This is a genomic window from Xenorhabdus budapestensis (genome assembly GCF_017743015.1).
Taxonomy (GTDB): Bacteria; Pseudomonadota; Gammaproteobacteria; order Enterobacterales; family Enterobacteriaceae; genus Xenorhabdus; species Xenorhabdus budapestensis.
The window spans coordinates 1,879,384-1,898,826 of the sequence record NZ_CP072455.1 but is presented as its reverse complement, the minus strand read 5'-3'; the positions used below and the strand labels follow the sequence as shown (position 1 = coordinate 1,898,826).

At 41.7% G+C, this 19,443-nt stretch carries 14 protein-coding genes; 10 read left to right on the top strand and 4 right to left on the bottom strand.

Going from position 1 to position 19,443, the window contains the following annotated elements; all coding sequences use genetic code 11:
- Positions 1–5 precede the first annotated feature (5 nt).
- A complete protein-coding gene (gene arsC / locus HGO23_RS08625) occupies positions 6–365 on the top strand; it encodes an arsenate reductase (glutaredoxin) (protein WP_209028565.1) in 360 nt (119 codons plus the stop codon).
- 77 nt (positions 366–442) lie between these two features.
- Here the strand turns inward: arsC and hda are convergent, their stop codons facing one another.
- From hda to upp, 3 genes are all read right to left on the bottom strand, one after another.
- The gene (gene hda / locus HGO23_RS08620) at positions 443–1,150 is read right to left on the bottom strand and encodes a DnaA inactivator Hda (RefSeq protein WP_169923019.1); all 708 of its coding nucleotides are present in this window, start codon (positions 1,148–1,150) and stop codon (positions 443–445) included.
- Between the two features lie 262 nt (positions 1,151–1,412).
- Positions 1,413–1,760 (bottom strand): hypothetical protein, encoded by a 348-nt coding sequence (locus tag HGO23_RS08615; RefSeq protein ID WP_099134729.1) that lies wholly within the window; start codon positions 1,758–1,760, stop codon positions 1,413–1,415.
- Between the two features lie 162 nt (positions 1,761–1,922).
- A complete protein-coding gene (upp, locus tag HGO23_RS08610) occupies positions 1,923–2,549 on the bottom strand; it encodes a uracil phosphoribosyltransferase (protein ID WP_038269806.1) in 627 nt (208 codons plus the stop codon).
- Between the two features lie 231 nt (positions 2,550–2,780).
- Here upp and purM point away from each other — a divergent pair, with 231 nt between their 5' ends.
- From purM to mgtE, 6 genes are all read left to right on the top strand, one after another.
- Positions 2,781–3,821, top strand: coding sequence for a phosphoribosylformylglycinamidine cyclo-ligase (gene purM / locus HGO23_RS08605; protein ID WP_099134730.1), 1,041 nt, complete (start codon positions 2,781–2,783; stop codon positions 3,819–3,821).
- A 29-nt stretch (positions 3,822–3,850) separates the two neighbouring features.
- Positions 3,851–4,489 carry a phosphoribosylglycinamide formyltransferase gene (purN, locus tag HGO23_RS08600; RefSeq protein ID WP_099134731.1) on the top strand — a complete coding sequence of 213 codons (639 nt, stop codon included), beginning with the start codon at positions 3,851–3,853 and terminating at the stop codon, positions 4,487–4,489.
- A 334-nt stretch (positions 4,490–4,823) separates the two neighbouring features.
- Positions 4,824–5,387: a spermidine N1-acetyltransferase gene (speG, locus tag HGO23_RS08595; RefSeq protein WP_209028564.1), complete on the top strand. Its 564-nt coding sequence runs from the start codon at positions 4,824–4,826 to the stop codon at positions 5,385–5,387.
- A 28-nt stretch (positions 5,388–5,415) separates the two neighbouring features.
- On the top strand, positions 5,416–7,485 hold the full coding sequence (gene ppk1, locus HGO23_RS08590; protein ID WP_099134733.1) for a polyphosphate kinase 1: 2,070 nt from the start codon (positions 5,416–5,418) through the stop codon (positions 7,483–7,485).
- A gap of 3 nt (positions 7,486–7,488) precedes the next feature.
- Positions 7,489–9,093 (top strand): exopolyphosphatase, encoded by a 1,605-nt coding sequence (gene ppx / locus HGO23_RS08585; RefSeq protein ID WP_209028563.1) that lies wholly within the window; start codon positions 7,489–7,491, stop codon positions 9,091–9,093.
- 73 nt (positions 9,094–9,166) lie between these two features.
- Positions 9,167–10,630 (top strand): magnesium transporter, encoded by a 1,464-nt coding sequence (mgtE, locus tag HGO23_RS08580; RefSeq protein WP_209028562.1) that lies wholly within the window; start codon positions 9,167–9,169, stop codon positions 10,628–10,630.
- Positions 10,631–10,702: 72 nt separating this feature from the next.
- Here the strand turns inward: mgtE and HGO23_RS08575 are convergent, their stop codons facing one another.
- On the bottom strand, positions 10,703–11,182 hold the full coding sequence (locus tag HGO23_RS08575) for an Hcp family type VI secretion system effector (RefSeq protein WP_099134736.1): 480 nt from the start codon (positions 11,180–11,182) through the stop codon (positions 10,703–10,705).
- 745 nt (positions 11,183–11,927) lie between these two features.
- Here HGO23_RS08575 and HGO23_RS08570 point away from each other — a divergent pair.
- From HGO23_RS08570 to mdtC, 3 genes are read left to right on the top strand one after another with little or no spacing between them, the layout of a single operon-like run.
- Complete coding sequence (locus HGO23_RS08570; protein WP_209028561.1) at positions 11,928–13,163, top strand: MdtA/MuxA family multidrug efflux RND transporter periplasmic adaptor subunit; 1,236 nt, start codon at positions 11,928–11,930, stop codon at positions 13,161–13,163.
- A complete protein-coding gene (locus HGO23_RS08565; RefSeq protein WP_209028560.1) occupies positions 13,163–16,351 on the top strand; it encodes an MdtB/MuxB family multidrug efflux RND transporter permease subunit in 3,189 nt (1,062 codons plus the stop codon). The genes HGO23_RS08570 and HGO23_RS08565 overlap by 1 nt, the downstream gene beginning before the upstream one ends.
- Entirely contained in the window at positions 16,348–19,443 is a 3,096-nt protein-coding gene (gene mdtC, locus HGO23_RS08560; protein ID WP_209028559.1) for a multidrug efflux RND transporter permease subunit MdtC, read from the top strand. The genes HGO23_RS08565 and mdtC overlap by 4 nt, the downstream gene beginning before the upstream one ends.

The following is a 19,443-nucleotide window of genomic DNA, read 5'->3' as shown; positions in this document are numbered from 1 at the left end:
TTTACATGCAAGATATTATTTTTTACCATAATCCCCGCTGTTCAAAAAGTAGGGAAACGCTTAAGTTAATTGAAGACCTCGGGAATACACCAGAAATCATTCATTATCTCGATACACCTCCAACAGCAGAACAACTTGCTATTTTATTAAAAAAGCTGGGTTTCAACGATGCCCGTCAGTTAATGCGAACTAAAGAAGCACTCTATAAAGAACTGAGGCTTGATAATAGTGAACTATCACAGGAAGCCTTACTTCAGGCAATGTCCGAGAACCCTAAACTCATAGAGCGACCAATTGTTGTGGTAGGAAATAAGGCACGCTTAGGACGCCCGCCAGAACAAGTTAAAGAAATTTTAGGCAATTAATTATTTTGGCATATACAAAAAAGTGATAGGGAAATACCTCTATCACTTTTTCATTCTTTACTTCCTGACCCGACTTGTTAAAGGTCAAGAATATCTTTTACAAACGGGATCGTGAGTTTACGTTGAGCCACAATAGAAGCACGGTCAAGCTCATCTAACGTCCTAAATAGTGTTTGCATTTCCCTATCAAGTCGTTTTAACACAAAACGGCCCACATCTTCAGGTAATTCAAATCCCCGTAGCTTCGCCCGCAATTGCAATGCCTGAATTTTTTCATCATCAGACAACGGCTGCAATTTGTAGATCTGCCCCCAATCCAAACGAGATGCCAAATCTGGTAACGTTAAGTTAATTTGCCGGGGAGGACGATCTCCGGTGATCAAAAGACAGGTTCGGCCAATCTCTACAATGCGGTTATAGAGATTAAAAATAGCCATTTCCCATACCTGATCACCTGCGATAAATTCCACATTGTCAATACACACCAATGATAAATGCTCCATTCCATCAAGAACTTCCGGAACAAAATAAGCACGTTTATCTAATGGTACATACCCTACAGCCTCTCCTTGTTGGGATAATTCGGCACAAGCTGCATGGAGTAAATGACTCTTGCCCCCACCATCGCGGGACCAAAAATAGATATAACTGCCATGTGACTGACTAATAGCCAATTTTATGGCTGCTAATAAAGACGTATTCTCACCTGCAAAAAAACTGGCAAATGTTTCATCATCAGGCAAATATAAGGGCAATGAAAGCTGCGCCGATGTATTCAGAAGCACCTCAAACGGAATGGATAACGAACAGCACTAAGCCTACCATAAAAACCAAGTCTATCACAAAAAACGATAGCAAATGAAATGAATACTCTTCTTAGAATGAGAATTATTGTTAATCTTGACTTTTCCGGGTAAAACCCGGTTGACAACATACGCTGGTAATGTTTTATTTTTTAGTTAGGATCTTTATTGACATTTGGATGATAGCAAAAATAGCTCTTTCCCTAATGAATATGAGTTTCACTGAACTGTTTTCTCTAATGATTTACTTTTCTTTATTGGATGTAGAAATTATCAAAGCATTAGTTTCTTTCAAAAGTTCAGTGACTTCATTTTTATCTAAATCACCCTCAATAAATATAGAGCTGCCATCACTTTTAACTATAGATATTTTTAGGTTACGACCACCCAAAAGTGCAATGAGTGCTCTTCTTATACTATCAAGGTAGCTTAAATTATCTTTAAGAAAAGTGAGAGTAGGTTTAATAATGTTGAATGTCTCTGAATGAGATGTTACTGGATCAACTTCTATATGAAATTTAGCAAGTTCAGTATAAAACGCTGTAATCAAAGGTTCATCTATATATAAAGTAATAATATTGGTATTTTTCATTTTATTCTCTACTTTATCTTTATTGATACTAAATAAATAAGTGAAATTGAATCATATAGAAAAAACATCTGATATCTTTAGTATAGTCAGTTTTTATGACACAAAACTTAAAATATGAGAAGCAGATATAAATTAGCTTATAATTTTATTATTCTATAAATATTATTTTGTACCAAATATCTTATCGCCTGCATCCCCCAGGCCAGGAACAATATACCCATGTTCATTAAGACGTTCATCAATAGACGCGGTATATAACTCAACATCAGGATGAGCCTTCTCCAGCGCTGCAACGCCTTCTGGTGCAGCAACCAAAACCAATACCTTAATAACAGGGCAACCTGCTTTTTTCAGCAGATCAATCGTAGCAATCATAGAACCGCCTGTTGCCAACATCGGATCAACAACCAGCGCCATACGCTCATTAATGTCAGAAACCAGTTTTTGGAAATAAGGCACAGGCTCAAATGTTTTCTCATCACGATAAACACCGACAACACTGATACGGGCACTTGGAATATTTTCCAAAACGCCATCCATCATTCCCAAACCTGCACGCAAGATAGGCACTACTGTGATTTTTTTTCCTTTGATCTGATCTATTTCTACCGGACCACACCATCCATCAATGGTCACTTTCTCAGTTTCTAAATCAGCAGTTGCTTCATATGTCAGAAGGTTTCCCACTTCTGAGGCCAGTTCACGAAAACGCTTAGTGCTTATATCATGGTCGCGCATCAGGCCCAGTTTATGTTTAACGAGTGGGTGTTTAACCTCAACGATCTTCATGGGTTTCTCCTACTGTATATAGCTGGCAGATAAAAAAATCGCGGGATTATACCTCCTTTTTGATATCGTGCCACTATCCATCTATTGATTTTTAGCAACCACAAGTATTTTTCTTCTATCTTTTTTATCCGTAATAACCTACAGAAAACTATCGCAAACGTTTGCCTAGACTGTTAGAATTATCGCCGTTCTGTTTTATTCATTCAAATGCAATCGCCTGGGAGCTACGCAGTGACCAATAAAACCTCTCTTAGCTATAAAGATGCTGGTGTCGACATTGATGCTGGTAATGCCTTAGTCAATCGTATCAAAGGGGTTGTGAAACAGACTCGACGCCCTGAAGTGATGGGGGGATTGGGAGGATTCGGCGCATTATGTGCCCTGCCACAAAAATATCGTGAACCTATTTTAGTTTCCGGTACAGATGGCGTTGGTACTAAACTGCGTCTGGCAATGGATCTGAAACGTCACGATACTATCGGAATTGATTTGGTCGCCATGTGTGTTAATGATCTGGTTGTTCAAGGTGCTGAACCTCTGTTCTTCCTTGATTATTATGCGACAGGTAAATTGGATGTTGACACAGCATCCAGTGTCATCACCGGCATTGCAGAAGGCTGTAAACAAGCTGGTTGTGCACTGGTCGGTGGAGAAACAGCCGAAATGCCCGGCATGTATCATGGAGAAGATTACGACGTTGCTGGTTTTTGTGTCGGCGTAGTTGAAAAATCAGAAATCATTGATGGTAGTCAAGTTCAGGTCGGCGATGCACTAATTGCATTAGCATCCAGCGGGCCACATTCTAATGGCTATTCATTAATTCGCAAAATCCTTGAAGTCAGTCAGACCAATCCTGAGACAACCAAACTGGATGATAAGCCATTAGCTGATCATTTACTTGCCCCGACCCGTATTTATGTCAAACCATTACTTGAATTAATTGAGAATGTTGAGATCCACGCGATTTCTCATCTGACAGGTGGCGGCTTCTGGGAAAATATTCCCCGTGTTCTGCCAGAAAATATGCAAGCAAGAATCGAGGGTACTAGCTGGCAGTGGCCTGCGATTTTCAAATGGTTGCAACAGGCAGGTAATGTCAGCGATCACGAAATGTACCGTACATTCAACTGTGGAGTCGGTATGATAATTGCTTTACCACAATCTCAGGCAAAACAGGCAATTGAGTGGCTAAACGCAGCGGGTGAAAATGCGTGGCAAATCGGCAGCATTGCTGAACTTGGTCACAGCGAACAGCAAGTCGTTATTAGTTAACAGAAAGCCAGTCAATAGAAAGTCATCCTATGAAAAAAATTGTGGTATTAATTTCTGGTAATGGCAGTAACCTACAATCTATTATTGATGCCTGCCAACAAAACCGGATTAATGGGCAAGTCTGTGCAGTATTCAGCAATAATGCCAATGCTTATGGCCTGCAACGGGCAGAATACGCGGGTATTCCCACGCATTTTCTCAATCCGAAAGAGTATTCAAATCGTGCGGATTATGATTTAGCCCTGCTCACAGCTCTTGATCGATACCAGCCCGATTTGGTCGTTTTAGCGGGTTATATGAGAATATTATCACCTGGTTTTGTACAGCATTATCGCGGACGCCTGATTAATATTCACCCTTCCCTGCTACCGAAATATCCCGGTTTGCATACCCATCGTAAAGCAATAGAAAATGGGGATCAGGAGCACGGTACTTCTGTCCACTTTGTGACTGAAGAACTTGATGGTGGTCCCATTGTCTTGCAGGCTAAAGTACCAATTTTTGCAGGTGATCAGGAAGAAGATGTTATCAGACGTGTTCAAACTCAGGAGCATAATATCTATCCGCTGGTCATCGGCTGGTTCCTGAATGAGCGTCTGAGAATGGATGACAATATCGCCATTATGGATGGCAAGATATTGCCGCCACAAGGTTATGCTTCAGAATAACCAATATTATTGGAACGATTACAGCATTGTGTTCAGAATTAATGTGTTCAGGTTAGCATGTAAAGTCAATGCATTAAGATTAATACGTTTTAAGGCTAATGTATTAAAGTTAATCATGTTAAAATAATGAAAATTAACCAGACACTTTGCTGTAAATTATTATTTCGGAAAGTTCTTTTTCTATATTTCGTTCTTTTCTATATTTATAGTGCTAACCTACAAGCTGCAACTTAAAAAGGCGACGCGGATATCTAGTATTAATTAACTATCCGTATATCATTTCGTATAGACCAAAACAAAATCGGCCCTTATCGTAAAAACACTGAGGTATCCAATGTCCAGTGGTTCTGAAAATCCACCCGTAAACTTACGCCCCCTCGAACGGGAAGATCTCCCTTTCGTCCACCAGCTTGATAACAATGCCAGTGTCATGCGCTATTGGTTTGAAGAGCCTTATGAGGCTTTTGTTGAATTATGCGATCTCTATGACAAACATATTCATGACCAAAGTGAACGCCGTTTTATTATAGAAAGCATGAACGCTAAAGTCGGCTTGGTTGAGTTGGTGGAAATTGATTATATCCATCGCCGTGCCGAATTTCAGATTATTATTGCACCGGCTTATCAAGGGCAAGGCTATGCAACTGAGACAGTTAAACTTGCGATGGAGTACGCATTTTCTGTACTCAATCTCTACAAACTCTATTTAATCGTTGATAAAGAGAACGAAAAAGCAATTCATATATACAATAAGTTAGGGTTTTATACAGAAGGTGAATTAATCGATGAATTTTTCGTAAACGGCTCTTATCATACTGCTATTCGGATGTGCACTTTCCAACATCACTATTTTGCTAACAAAATTCGTCATTCTCAGAGTAAAAAGCAAGATTGTTAACCCAATAAATGGACCAAATGGAGTAGTAATGTCCCACGACCGCCTCTATACAGAAAAAGAACTCAGTTGGCTCTCTTTCAATGAACGTGTACTTCAGGAAGCGGCTGACAAAAGCAATCCACTTATTGAAAGAATGAGGTTTCTAGGGATCTACTCCAATAATCTGGATGAGTTTTATAAAGTTCGTTTCGCTGATGTAAAACGTCGTATTCTTATTAGCGAAGAACGGGGTTCTGCAACCAGCGCCCGGCAATTATTCAAAAAGATCCAGTCTAAAGTAGCCAAAATCGATCAGGAGTTTGATGAACTCTATAACGATTTACTATTGGAAATGGCACGCAACCAGATTTTCTTGATCAATGAACGGCAGATATCTCCCAATCAACAAATCTGGTTGCGGCAATATTTCCGGCAACATTTGCGTCCGCATATTACACCTATCGTTATCAATCCAGAGACGAATCTGGTTGAATTTTTGAAAGATGATTACACCTATTTGGCCGTGGAAATTATTCGGGGACAAGAAACAAAATATGCCCTGTTGGAAATTCCAGCAGACAAAGTTCCCCGTTTTGTTAATCTGCCACCAGAAATGCCAAAAAAACGCAAATCAATGATTTTACTTGATAACATTTTACGTTACACACTGGATGAAATTTTCAAAGGTTTTTTTGATTACGACACACTGAACGTTTACTCCATGAAAATGACCCGTGATTCTGAATACGATTTGGCAACGGAAATGGAGTCCAGTTTGTTGGAATTGATGTCTTCAACCCTGAAGCAACGGTTAACAGCCGAGCCTGTCCGCTTTGTTTATCAGCGAGATATGCCGGATGAAATGGTAGAACTATTACGCAGTAAGTTAGGGTTGTCTAATGATGACTCTGTCATTGCTGGTGGCCGTTATCACAACTTCAAAGATTTCATCAAATTTCCCAATGAAGGAAACCGAACCCTTCTGAATAAACCCATGCCACGCTTACGCCATACCTGGTTCGATCATTTCCGCAACGGTTTTGATGCTATCCGTGAACAAGATGTTTTGCTCTATTACCCTTATCACACTTTCGAGCATGTACTGGAATTACTGCGGCAGGCATCATTCGATCCAAGTGTATTATCGATAAAAATCAATATCTATCGTGTAGCTAAAGACTCACGCATTATTGATTCTATGATCCATGCTGCTCACAACGGTAAAAAAGTGACGGTAGTAGTCGAGTTACAGGCACGATTTGATGAAGAGGCCAACATCCACTGGGCAAAACGCTTGACTGAAGCAGGCGTGCATGTGATTTTCTCTGCTCCGGGTCTGAAAATTCACGCTAAGCTGTTTATCATTTCACGCCTTGAAGGCGATGAAATTATCCGCTATGCCCATATCGGTACAGGAAATTTCAATGAAAAAACGGCTCGCTTATATACCGACTATTCCCTGCTAACAGCCAAGCCAGAAGTCACCAATGAAGTACGTCGTGTATTTAACTTTATTGAAAACCCTTATCGCCCTGTAACATTTGAGAATTTAATGGTATCGCCCCAAAATTCACGTGCAATGCTCAATAAGTTAATTACTCAAGAAATCGAAAATGCCAAAGAGGGAGAAATTGCAGGCATTACCTTAAAAATAAACAACCTGGTAGATAGAGAATTGGTGGATCGCCTGTATGATGCCTCCGAAGCGGGCGTCAAAGTGCGTCTTCTGATCCGCGGCATGTGTTCTCTGGTTCCCAATCAACCCAGTTTTAGTGAGAATATTCAAGTCACCAGTATTGTAGATCGTTTCCTAGAGCATGATCGGGTTTATGTTTTCACCAATAAAGGGGATGAAAAAGTTTTCCTCTCTTCCGCAGACTGGATGACCCGGAATATTGATTATCGTATTGAAGTCGCGGTTTGTTTGTTAGATCCCCTGTTAAAACAACGAGTGTTGGATATCTTAGAACTCCAGTTTAACGATACGGTTAAGGCACGCTATATTGATAAAGAACTGAGCAACCGCTATGTGCCACGGGGAAATAAGCGTAAAATCCGCGCACAAACTGCCATTTATGATTATCTGAAAAACCTGGAACAACCGGAACCAAGAGCCTAATTTATGCCGTTGAAACACGATAAACCAACGCCTAAGCCGCTGGAAATTGCAACCATTGACCTTGGCTCTAACAGTTTTCATATGGTTATCGCCCGTATTGTAAATGGCGCATTACAAGTTATAGGGCGTCTAAAAAAACGGGTTTACCTTGCTGATGGACTGAATGATAAAAATGAGTTAAGTGAAGAAGCTATCAGTCGCGGTCTTGACTGCCTGTCATTATTTGCTAAGCGGTTGCAGGGTTTCTCTGCGGAAAATGTCTGCCTTGTAGGTACTCATAGTCTACGGGAAGCAACTAATGCGGAAGAGTTTCTGAAACGAGCCAAAGAAGTTATTCCTTATCCAATTGAAATTATTTCCGGTCATGAAGAAGCCCGTTTGATCTTCATGGGGGTAGAACATACTCAACCTGAAAAAGGGCGTAAGCTGGTGATTGATATTGGTGGTGGTTCCACCGAGTTGGTCATTGGTGAGGACTTCGAACCTCTATTAATTGAAAGCCGCCGTATGGGATGTGTAAGTTTTTCCCGTCAGTTTTTTCCTAGTGGCGTAGTAAATGAGCATAATTTCCATAGAGCAAGACTTCAGGCAGAACAAAAACTAGAAAATCTCATCTGGCAATTCCGCACAAAAGGTTGGGATTTTGCTTTGGGAGCATCGGGGACTATCAAAGCAGTTCATGAATCACTGATCGAATTTGGTGAAAAAGATGGCCTGATTACACCAGAGCGCCTCCATATGCTGGTGAAACAGGTATTAAAATACAAAAACTTCAACTCTCTGGATTTACCCGGTTTATCCGAAGATCGCAAACAAACTTTTGTTCCGGGTCTGGCTATTCTGTGCGGCATATTTGATGCCCTGCATATTCAGGAATTACGTTTGTCTGACGGAGCATTACGTGAAGGTGTTCTTTACGAAATGGAAGATCGCTTCCGCCATCAGGATATTCGTCAAAGAACAGCCAAAAGCCTCGCTGAACACTACAACATTGACAGGGAACAAGCCAGTCGCGTCTGGGACACAGCCAAAACACTTTATGACCAATGGGCGGCACAAAATCCGAAACGAGTACAACCACAATTGGAAGCCATTCTGCTCTGGGCAGCGATGCTTCATGAAGTTGGCTTAAGCATCAACCTGAATGGTTTACAGCGGCATTCTGCCTATATCCTGCAACACACTGACTTACCCGGCTTTAATCAAGAACAGCAATTATTGTTGGCAACATTGGTTCGCTATCACCGCAAAGCAGTTAAAGTTCATGAACATCCCCGTTTCTATCTGTTCAAGAAAAAGCAATATCTTCCGATGCTCCAGATATTGAGATTAGCAACCTTGCTGAATAATCAACGCCAATCCACGACGACACCTGAATCTTTAAAGCTGGAAACAGATCATGGTCACTGGACACTTTACCTTCCCAAAAACTATCTAGTTCAGAATGTACTGATTCAGTTAGACTTAGAGAAAGAACAGGTTTACTGGGGTGATGTGACGGGTTGGCACTTACATATCCAAGAGGAATCATCTATTGCGGCGTTGAAACATCATCAGCAAAAACAGCAAAATATGATGGAACAAAATGGCAATTCTAAGACAAAATAGCACTATATCCCCCCAAACCGAGTAGCTTTGTACAGATTTTTGCAAAACTATTTGCACAAATTCAAGGTAGACTATGTTACAACCAGCCTTTAAACCTGATAATGGGAATGTCACCAGTCAACATTCCCAAAAGCTGGTTCTAATTCGCCAGAACCTGTTTTCGCTGCTCATTGACGATAAGTTATTCGTTGATTCGTTATTGGGACAAGCTGATGCACATGCAAAAATTAGCGATGACCAATTATTAGGGAAGATTGAAAAAGTCAAATCCCTTCTGACCAATCTGCATGCAGCAGATATTGCCGATATTCTGGAAGCATTACCTTATGATGAACGTCTTGCTTTATGGCGGCTCATTGATAATAACCAGCGTGGTGAAGTGCTGGTGGAAACCTCGATTCCAGTCTGGGATAACTTAATCAAAGACATGTCTGATCTGGAACTGCTCAGAGCAATCGGAACACTGCACGTAGATGAACAGGCTTATATTGCTGAACACCTTCCCCGGGATACAACACGCCGTTTACTGACCTATCTGGAACCCAGCCAGCGTAACCGCATCCGGGAAGTATTGCAGTACCATAAGGACAGTATCGGCCAGATGATGGATTTCGAATTTGTGACAGTACGAGGCAATGTCACACTCGGTACTGTTCAGCGTTTCCTACGTTCCCGCGGCTCTATTCCGGAAACAACGGATAAAATCTTTGTCATTGATCGCAAAAATCGCCTTCAGGGAGAACTTCTACTTACGACTTTGCTAACCAATGCACCGGATAAACTTGTAGCTGAGGTGATGAACATAGATACCGTCACTTTTCTGCCTGAGCAAAAAGGCGAAGATGCTGCCAGTGCGTTCGAACGTTATGACTTGATTTCTGCTGCGGTAGTGGACAGTAACGGGCGTTTGATGGGGCGCCTGACTGTCGAAGATATCGTTGATACTTTAAGCGAAGAGACGGATACCAATATCCGACGTATGGGCGGCTTGAGCCGTGAAGAAGATGTCTTCGCGCCAGTTGGACAGGCAGTAAAAACCCGCTGGACTTGGCTCGCTATTAATCTGTGCACAGCGTTTGTCGCTTCACGTGTTATCGGCCTGTTTGAACATACTATTTCCCAACTCGTCGCTCTTGCCACTTTAATGCCTATTGTGGCGGGCATCGGGGGCAATACCGGTAACCAGACTATTACCATGATCGTACGAGCACTGGCTCTACACCAGATCCAAACAGGGAGTTTCTCTTATCTTTTATTGAGGGAGCTTGGTGTTGCTCTGATAAATGGTGTTATTTGGGGAGGTATTATGGGTATTGTCACTTATGTGCTCTATGATGACCTTGCAATGGGGGGCGTAATGACAATGGCAATGATACTAAACCTGCTGATGGCTGCATTAATGGGGGTATTGATACCTTTTATTATGATGAAGTTAGGCAGAGATCCTGCGATTGGTTCCAGTGTTATGATTACTGCAATTACTGATACTGGCGGTTTCTTTATCTTTTTGGGATTGGCAACGCTATTTTTGGTTTAATGAGTTCACCGATATTTAAGCAGCTCTGTATTCAGGAAACGCCGATTAAATAATCGGCGTTTTTGCAAATTATCAATACACTCTTTCTTCCCAGACACTATATCCAGATGTTCCTGCCATATGATGACGGCAGATAATATCTTTATATTTAATAGAAACAATTTCTTCTGGTTGTGATTCCGAATGGTTAATACTGTGCGGATAGTTTGGTGACAATTCAATGATTGTTGCATCACGGCATTCAATTGAATAATAGAGTTCCTGAGATCCTAATTGTGAAGTGCGATAAAAATCAAATTTCAGATTCAAACTTTCATTATTTGAAATTGCCATCATTAATAACGGCGATGATTTATCTTGTGGCTTTACAAATACAATTGGACTATGGTTAACATTTTGTTCTCTATGAATAGAATGATGCAGATTCAATACAAAGATTTCATCTTCATGACCAGCCTGATATTTATTGCCGATGGACTCAATCGAAGAACAACCTTGTGAAATCAACCCTTGTTTGTTTCCCTGCAAGGTTAAATAGATCATATTCGCCATAATAACTTCCTGTTTTGGTTAAGTTTGAAAGTACTATTAATCGCGTCTAGCATATTTTTAAAAACTATTGTTTTCCAAGAAAAAATGTGATTAAAGTCACTAAACAATAACGTTTACCACCAAACCATATTTATTGCTGTTAACTTTAACCATTCATTTTATCAGCGATTATGGAATATTATATCAACGAAAAACAAGACAAGATACGCACTTTACTTAATAATTTACTAAGGATTTCGTTAACATCCATAATTTGTAGTACTATTTCATTGACCAACATTTTAAATACATTTCGTTCAGTTTTTGTTTCCATTATCCACCTCTATCACCTCTGATAAAATATCGTATTCATCGATTATTTTTGTTTTCTGAATGTCATATTTGTATTTATCTTTTAGTTTTTTCTGTGACGTTTTTGCTTTTATACGATATTTTTCAATACCATCCTCTATTTTCTTTTTTCGATCGTCGGGTTAATGACTGTGCCATTCACCAGCTAAATGCTGACAAGACTCCCTTATGAAAACAGGTTACGTTAACCCCTTTAGCGCTTCTCATGGAAACTTTAAAATTCAACTTTTACATTCAGCTAACAATCGTATTTATTTCATTGACATAATTTCCACATTTTCTCCATGATTGGCTATTTCTCTCCGAGTACACTAATTAAATATATATTTACACTGATTTAGCATAAGATGCGCGTGACTGATTATCGGCACAATATGAAGAGAATATCGAATATATGAGCAATAAACGTCGTACCTACTTTTTCGGGTTTGCTGTGTTAGCCGTTTTCATCGCGGCTGTTTTTTTTACATGGAGCTATTTTAAAAAATCAGCCACATCGGGAGAAAAATCAGCTCAAGTATCAGAATCGCAAAAAAATTTGCACCTTATTCCCCCTCAACCCGTTCAGGTAGCTACCGTTAAAACAGAATCTGTCCCCCATTATCTGGGAGGGTTGGGAACAGTTCAGGCTGCTGATACCGTAAATATTACCAGCCTTGTGAATGGGCAATTAATTGCCCTGCATTTTAATGAAGGCCAACATGTCAAAAAAGGCGATTTACTGGCAGAAATTGATCCCCGTCCTTTTCAGGTCAGGCTGGCAAAAGCACAAGGGCAATATGTCAAAGATCAAACGATACTGGTTGATGCTAAACAGAATTTGGCTCGCTATCAGCAATTGGCGAAAAACAAATTAATTACTCAACAAGATTTGGATAAGCAGTTTTCCTTAGTGCGCCAGTATCAAGCTGCCCTAAAAACTGATCAGGCAGATATTGATGAACAGAAACTGCAATTAACCTATAGTCGCATTACTGCTCCTATTTCAGGTCGTGTCGGTCTGAAACGGATAGATGTCGGTAATTATGTCTCTTCTGGAGGAGAAAATCCGATTGTGGTCATTACACGTGTTGACCCTATTGATGTGGTGTTTTCCCTGCCTGAAAACGATCTCAGCACTATACTGAAGGCACAAAAGAGCAATAAAGAGCTTGCTGTTATCGCTTGGGATCGCAATAACCAGCTACAATTGGCACAAGGCAAACTATTCAGTATTGACAACCAGATTGATGTTGCTACTGGCACCATCAAAATGAAAGCACAATTCAATAATCAAGATAACGCGCTATTTCCCAATCAATTTGTCAATATTCAGATCAAAGTGAATACGCTCAACAATGCCATTGTGATCCCAAGCGCCGCATTACAGATGAGTAGTGAAGGTTATTTTGTCTGGATGGTGGATAAAGATAATAAAGTCAGCAAACGTAAGGTGACTATCGGGTTGCAAAACACCGAACTAGTTGTCATTAACAACAGTTTGTCCGTCGGTGACCGGGTTGTTACAGATGGTACTGATCAATTGACAGAAGGTGCTACTGTCGAGGTTGTTAAACCCCTGAAACCAGAGTCAAATAACAGCAATAGCGATAAGTCTGACCAGTCAAACAGTAAAGTGGAGAATACTTAATGCTTTCTGATTCTCCAATAACAGGGGGCGGCCCGTCCCGCTTATTTATCTTGCGTCCGGTAGCTACTACACTGTTTATGATTGCAATATTGCTTTCTGGCATCATCGGCTACCGAATGTTACCAGTTTCTGCATTGCCTCAAGTAGATTATCCTACTATTCAGGTTGTTACGCTCTACCCCGGTGCCAACCCTGACGTAATGACTTCTGCTATAACTGCACCATTAGAACGCAAATTCGGGCAAATATCCGGTTTGAAGCAGATGACATCACAAAGTTCCGGGGGCGCTTCTGTTATTACACTGGTATTCCAGCTCTCCTTGCCATTGGATGTAGCAGAACAGGATGTACAGGCCGCTATTAATTCAATCATTAATTTATTACCCGATGACCTGCCCTATCCGCCAATTTACAGTAAAGTCAATCCGGCTGATCCGCCTATCTTAACACTGGCCGTAACCTCTGATTCCCTGCCGATGACAGAGGTTCAGGATATGGTGGAAACTCGCGTTGCTCAACGCATTTCTCAAATCGGTGGTGTAGGTTTGGTCACTCTGGCTGGAGGACAGCGCCCTGCTGTGCGTGTGAAGTTAAATGCGCAGGCTACCGCTGCACAAGGGTTAGACAGTCGTACCATTAGCAATGCAATTGTAAGTGCGAATGTAAATTCACCAAAAGGCAGTTTTGATGGCCCGACCCGTTCGGTCACTTTGTCTGCCAACGATCAAATGACGTCCATTGACGAATACCGCAATTTAATTGTGGCCTATAAAAATGGAGCTCCGATTCGCCTGCGGGATGTTGCAACAATTGAACGAAGTGCGGAGAACACCAAACTGGGCGCATGGGCAAATGAAAAACCCGCTATTGTCATCAATGTCCAACGTCAGCCGGGTGCTAATGTTATTGAAACTACTGATAATATTCGTTCCATGCTACCAGAGTTGATCAACAACCTGCCCAAATCAGTTAATGTAGATGTTCTGACTGACCGAACTGTTACGATCCGCTCTTCAGTCAAGGATGTGCAATTTGAGTTGTTGCTGGCAATTGCATTGGTTGTGATGGTGATTTACCTGTTTTTACGCAATACAATTGCCACCCTGATCCCAAGCATTTCAGTGCCACTTTCCCTGATCGGCACATTTGCGGTGATGTACTTTTGTGGTTTTTCCGTCAATAACCTCACTTTGATGGCATTAACCATCGCAACAGGCTTTGTAGTCGATGATGCCATTGTGGTTATCGAAAATATTTCCCGCCATATTGAGCGAGGAGAAAAACCGCTGGCTGCCGCCTTGAAGGGCGCTGGTGAAATCGGTTTTACCATTATTTCACTGACTTTTTCTTTGATTGCCGTTCTGATCCCTCTGCTGTTTATGGGAGATATTGTCGGTCGTTTATTCCGGGAGTTTGCAATTACGCTGGCGGTGGCGATTTTAATTTCAGCCGTAGTTTCACTGACATTGACACCAATGATGTGCGCAAGAATGCTGAAAGCAGAAACGGATATTAAATACAACCGCTTTGAGCAAGCCTGTGAACGTTTCTTTGAGTGGATGATTGCGATATATGGCACATGGCTGAAACGCGTTCTGAACCATCCCTGGATAACACTCGGTGTTACACTCAGCACTCTGGCTTTAACTACCCTGCTCTACATCATGATCCCAAAAGGATTTTTCCCATTGCAGGATAATGGATTAATTCAGGGAACACTGGAAGCACCACAATCCATCTCTTTCAGCGCTATGGCAGACAAGCAGCGTCAGGTAACTTCATTGTTACTAGAAGATCCGGCTGTGAAGAATGTCACTACGTTTATTGGCGTTGATGGTAGTAACCCAACATTGAATAATGGGCGTCTGCAAATTACGCTTAAACCTTTTGATCAGCGTGACGATAAAATTGAAGAAATTATTCCTCGTCTGCAAGCTCGATTAGCCAAAGTACCCGATGTAACCTTGTATCTACAACCAATTCAAGATCTGACAATTGATACTCAGGTTTCCCGTACCCAATATCAATTTACTTTACAGGCTGCTTCTCTTGATGAACTTAATGTCTGGGTTCCAAAATTACAGGAAGCACTAAAAAAACGTCCTGAATTGGTTGATATCAGTAATGATTGGCAAAACAGGGGATTAGTCTCTTATATTGATGTGAATCGCGATATGGCCAGTCGGTTGGGTATTTCCATGGCTGATATTGATAACACACTGTATAGCGCTTTCGGCCAAAGGTTGATTTCGACCATTTACACACAAGCGAATCAATACCGCGTCGTGCTGGAACAGGATACAACTAATTCACCCGGTCTTGATGCGCTCAATGATATCCGTCTTATTAGCACTGACGGCAAGATAGTGCCCCTAACCACTATCGCTACAGTGAAACAACAATTAGGTTATTTATCCATCAATCACCTACAACAGTTTCCTGCTACCACTTTTTCATTCAATGTTGCACCAAATACTTCTCTAGAAGCAGCAGTTGATGCAGTAAAAGAAACAGAACGCGCAATTAATATACCAAAAGATATCAACACACAATTTCAAGGAGCGACGCTGGCATTCCAGAATTCACTGAATAATACCTTATTGCTGATACTGGCTGCTGTCGTTGCGATGTACATTGTGCTTGGCATACTGTATGAAAGCTTTATTCATCCGGTAACTATCCTGTCAACACTCCCCACTGCTGGCGTCGGAGCATTATTGGCTTTAATGCTGGGTGGCTATGAACTGGATGTTATTGCCATCATTGGGATTATTTTGCTGATTGGTATTGTGAAAAAGAACGCCATCATGATGATCGATTTTGCCTTGGTAGCAGAACGGGAAAACGGAATGTCACCCTATGATGCCATTTTTCAAGCCTGCCTCTTGCGTTTCAGGCCAATATTAATGACAACAATGGCTGCACTATTGGGGGCATTACCATTAATGCTCAGCAACGGAATTGGAGCTGAACTACGCCGTCCACTGGGGGTTAGTATGGTAGGCGGGTTGATTATGAGCCAGATCCTGACCTTGTTTACAACACCTGTTATTTACCTGCTATTTGATCGGCTGGGGCACTATTACAAGAGCAAATACAAATACAAGTATAAGAGTAATCATGAACAACAGAACGACACTCAAACAAAATTAGCTCATTCTTCTACTGACCATCAGGAGCCGCTGTGAAATTTTTCGCCTTATTTATCCAGCGGCCTGTCGCAACTACACTATTAAGCGTAGCCATTACGCTATTTGGGGCTGTTAGCTTTACCCTGTTGCCAGTATCACCATTACCGCAGGTTGATTTTCCGGTGATTACAGTTTCTGCTTCAATGCCCGGAGCATCACCGGAAACCATGGCTTCTTCCGTCACTACCCCATTAGAACGTTCACTCGGTAGAATTGCTGGTATTAAAGAGATGAGTTCCAGTAGTTCATTAGGTTTCAGTGAAATTTTTCTGGAATTTGAGCTGAACCGGGATATTAATGGAGCAGCACGGGATGTACAGGCAGCTATAAATGCAGCAGAAAGCCTGTTACCTTCGGGGATGCCAAGCCGCCCAACCTACCATAAGGCAAATCTTTCTTCTGCCCCAATCATGATTCTGACTTTGACATCAGATAGCTATGACGAAGGGCAATTGTATGATATCGCCTCAACACACCTTGCCCAAAAAATTTCACAAATAGAAGGTGTCAGCCAAGTTAACGTTGCAGGTAGTTCACTACCCGCAATACGGGTCGAACTGAATCCTAATGCCCTATTCAATCAGGGAGTATCTCTTGATGATGTTCGCGAAGCTATCAACAAGGCTAATGTCAGACGCCCAACAGGACACGTTGATACAGATAAACAAAGCTGGCAAATACAAACTAACGATGAAATCAAGCAAGCGGACAATTATGCCTCCATTATTGTGCACTATCGTAATGGCTCACCTGTTCGTTTAAAAGATGTCGCAACTGTCAAAGATTCCGTCGAAGATACCCGGGCAGCGGGAATGTCCGGCAATGGCCCCGCTATTGCGCTGATTATCCGGCGGGAATCAAGTGCAAATATCATTGAAACCATCAAGAAAATTCGTGCTGAACTCCCGGCTCTGCGAGCATCAATACCCGCTAATATTCAGCTGAATGTTGTACAGGATCGCTCTCCCCCTATTCGAGCGTCCCTGTATGAAGTGGAACAAGCACTTGCCGTTGCCGTTGCTCTGGTGATCCTGGTTGTTTTTCTATTCCTGCGTTCAGGACGTGCCACCCTTATCCCGGCAATTACAGTTCCAGTATCATTAATTGGTACGTTTACGGCTATGTACTTATGTGGTTTCAGTCTGAATAACCTCTCATTGATGGCACTGACCATTGCTACGGGTTTCGTTGTTGATGATGCCATTGTGGTACTGGAAAATATTTCCCGCCATCTGGAAGCCGGGTTGAAACCAGCACAAGCCGCTCTTAAGGGAGTGAGAGAAGTTGGTTTTACTGTTCTTGCTATGAGCCTTTCACTCGTTGCTGTCTTTATACCCCTTATACTGATAGATGAGTTACTTGGCAGACTATTCCTTGATTTTGCCGTTACGCTCGCAACCGCGATAGGTATTTCACTGCTGGTTTCCCTAACTTTAACGCCGATGATGTGCGCTCATTTATTGAAGTCTTCACCAGAAAAACCACTGAAGAAAACCCGCGGTTTCGGCAAAGTTTTACTGAGACTCCAGCAATACTATGGGCGCTCATTAAAATGGATACTCAACCATACTCGTTGGGTTTTATTGACACTGGTTGGGGTTATTGCGCTGAATGTCTGGCTTTATATCAGTATTCCGAAAACTTTTTTCCCCAGACAGGATACAGGCCAATTAATAGGCTTCGTTGTTGCTGATCAAAGCATTTCATTTCAGGCCATGCGTAAAAAAATGGAATATTTCATGGGGGTTATCAATGCAGACCCAACTGTTGAAAATATTACAGGATTTACAGGTGGGAACAGCATCAATGTCGGTTTTATTTTTATGGGTTTAAAACCATTGAGTGAACGAACAGAAAATATCGAACAAGTCATGACCCGTTTAAGGAAAAAATTATCCCACGAGCCGGGTGCGGAACTCTATTTGATACCTGTTCAGGACCTCAGCTCTGGTGGAGGCGGAGGTAACGCCAAATCCATTTATCAATTTACTTTGCTGTCAGATGATTTTTCTGAACTTCGCAAATGGACACCTATTATCGAAAAAGCCTTGAAGAAAGTACCGCAACTGACAGGAATAAATTCGGACGATGACAGTAAAGGTTCTGAACTCACAATCACCTATGATCGTGATCTGATGGCTCGCCTCGGCATTAGTGTCGCCCAAGCCAATAGTTTGCTCGGCAACGCTTTCGGTCAACAATCGATTTCAACCATTTATCAACCACTGAACCAATACAAAGTAGTGATGGAAGTCGCGCCTGAATATAATCAGGATGCCAGCTCATTAGAGAAAATTTTTGTTATCAATAAAGAGGGAAAGCGTATCCCACTCTCTTATTTTGCAAGCTGGCGACCAACCAATGCCCCATTAGATGTCTATCACCAAGGGCTTTCAGCCGCTTCTATGATCTCTTTCGATATCGCAGCAGGTTATACGATGTCTGATGCAACCAGAGCAATAGAACGCACGATGACAGAACTCGGTGTTCCATCAACAGTACGTCTTTCTTTTACTGGTGCAGTGCAAAATTTTGAAGAAAGTCAGCGTTCTCAGTTACTGGTGATCCTTGCGGCGATTATTACTGTTTATCTGGTGCTGGGCGTACTTTATGAAAGCTATATTCATCCTCTGACAATTCTTTCCACGCTGCCTTCTGCGGGAGTTGGAGCCTTGCTGGCATTGGAGATCTTCAATACTCCGTTTAGTCTGATCGCCATGATTGGGATTATGCTGCTGATTGGGATTGTGAAGAAAAATGCCATTATTATGGTGGACTTTGCTCTTGAAGCTCAGCGAAATGGTCGGTTAAGTGCCCAAGAAGCAATATTTCAGGCCAGTTTGTTAAGATTCCGGCCGATCATGATGACCACGCTTTCAGCCTTGTTCGGGGCCCTGCCTTTGGTACTGAATAACGGTGATGGTGCTGAATTACGTCATCCTCTGGGAATTACCATTGTTGGTGGTCTGGTAATGAGCCAACTTCTCACGTTATATACTACACCTGTGGTCTATCTGTTTTTTGACCGACTACGTGAAAAATGGCATCAACGCAGAGTAGCAAAATTTCAGAGAATCAAGCCATCGTGA

Excerpts from the sequence above, each read along its gene's own strand:
- HGO23_RS08570 (WP_209028561.1), top strand. The coding sequence starts at position 11,928 with ATGAGCAATAAACGTCGTACCTACTTTTTCGGGTTTGCTGTGTTAGCC.
- mgtE (WP_209028562.1), top strand. The coding sequence starts at position 9,167 with ATGTTACAACCAGCCTTTAAACCTGATAATGGGAATGTCACCAGTCAA.
- HGO23_RS08615 (WP_099134729.1), bottom strand. The coding sequence starts at position 1,760 with ATGAAAAATACCAATATTATTACTTTATATATAGATGAACCTTTGATT.
- HGO23_RS08565 (WP_209028560.1), top strand. The coding sequence starts at position 13,163 with ATGCTTTCTGATTCTCCAATAACAGGGGGCGGCCCGTCCCGCTTATTT.
- arsC (WP_209028565.1), top strand. The coding sequence starts at position 6 with ATGCAAGATATTATTTTTTACCATAATCCCCGCTGTTCAAAAAGTAGG.
- speG (WP_209028564.1), top strand. The coding sequence starts at position 4,824 with ATGTCCAGTGGTTCTGAAAATCCACCCGTAAACTTACGCCCCCTCGAA.
- HGO23_RS08575 (WP_099134736.1), bottom strand. The coding sequence starts at position 11,182 with ATGGCGAATATGATCTATTTAACCTTGCAGGGAAACAAACAAGGGTTG.
- ppk1 (WP_099134733.1), top strand. The coding sequence starts at position 5,416 with ATGTCCCACGACCGCCTCTATACAGAAAAAGAACTCAGTTGGCTCTCT.
- upp (WP_038269806.1), bottom strand. The coding sequence starts at position 2,549 with ATGAAGATCGTTGAGGTTAAACACCCACTCGTTAAACATAAACTGGGC.
- ppx (WP_209028563.1), top strand. The coding sequence starts at position 7,489 with ATGCCGTTGAAACACGATAAACCAACGCCTAAGCCGCTGGAAATTGCA.
- purN (WP_099134731.1), top strand. The coding sequence starts at position 3,851 with ATGAAAAAAATTGTGGTATTAATTTCTGGTAATGGCAGTAACCTACAA.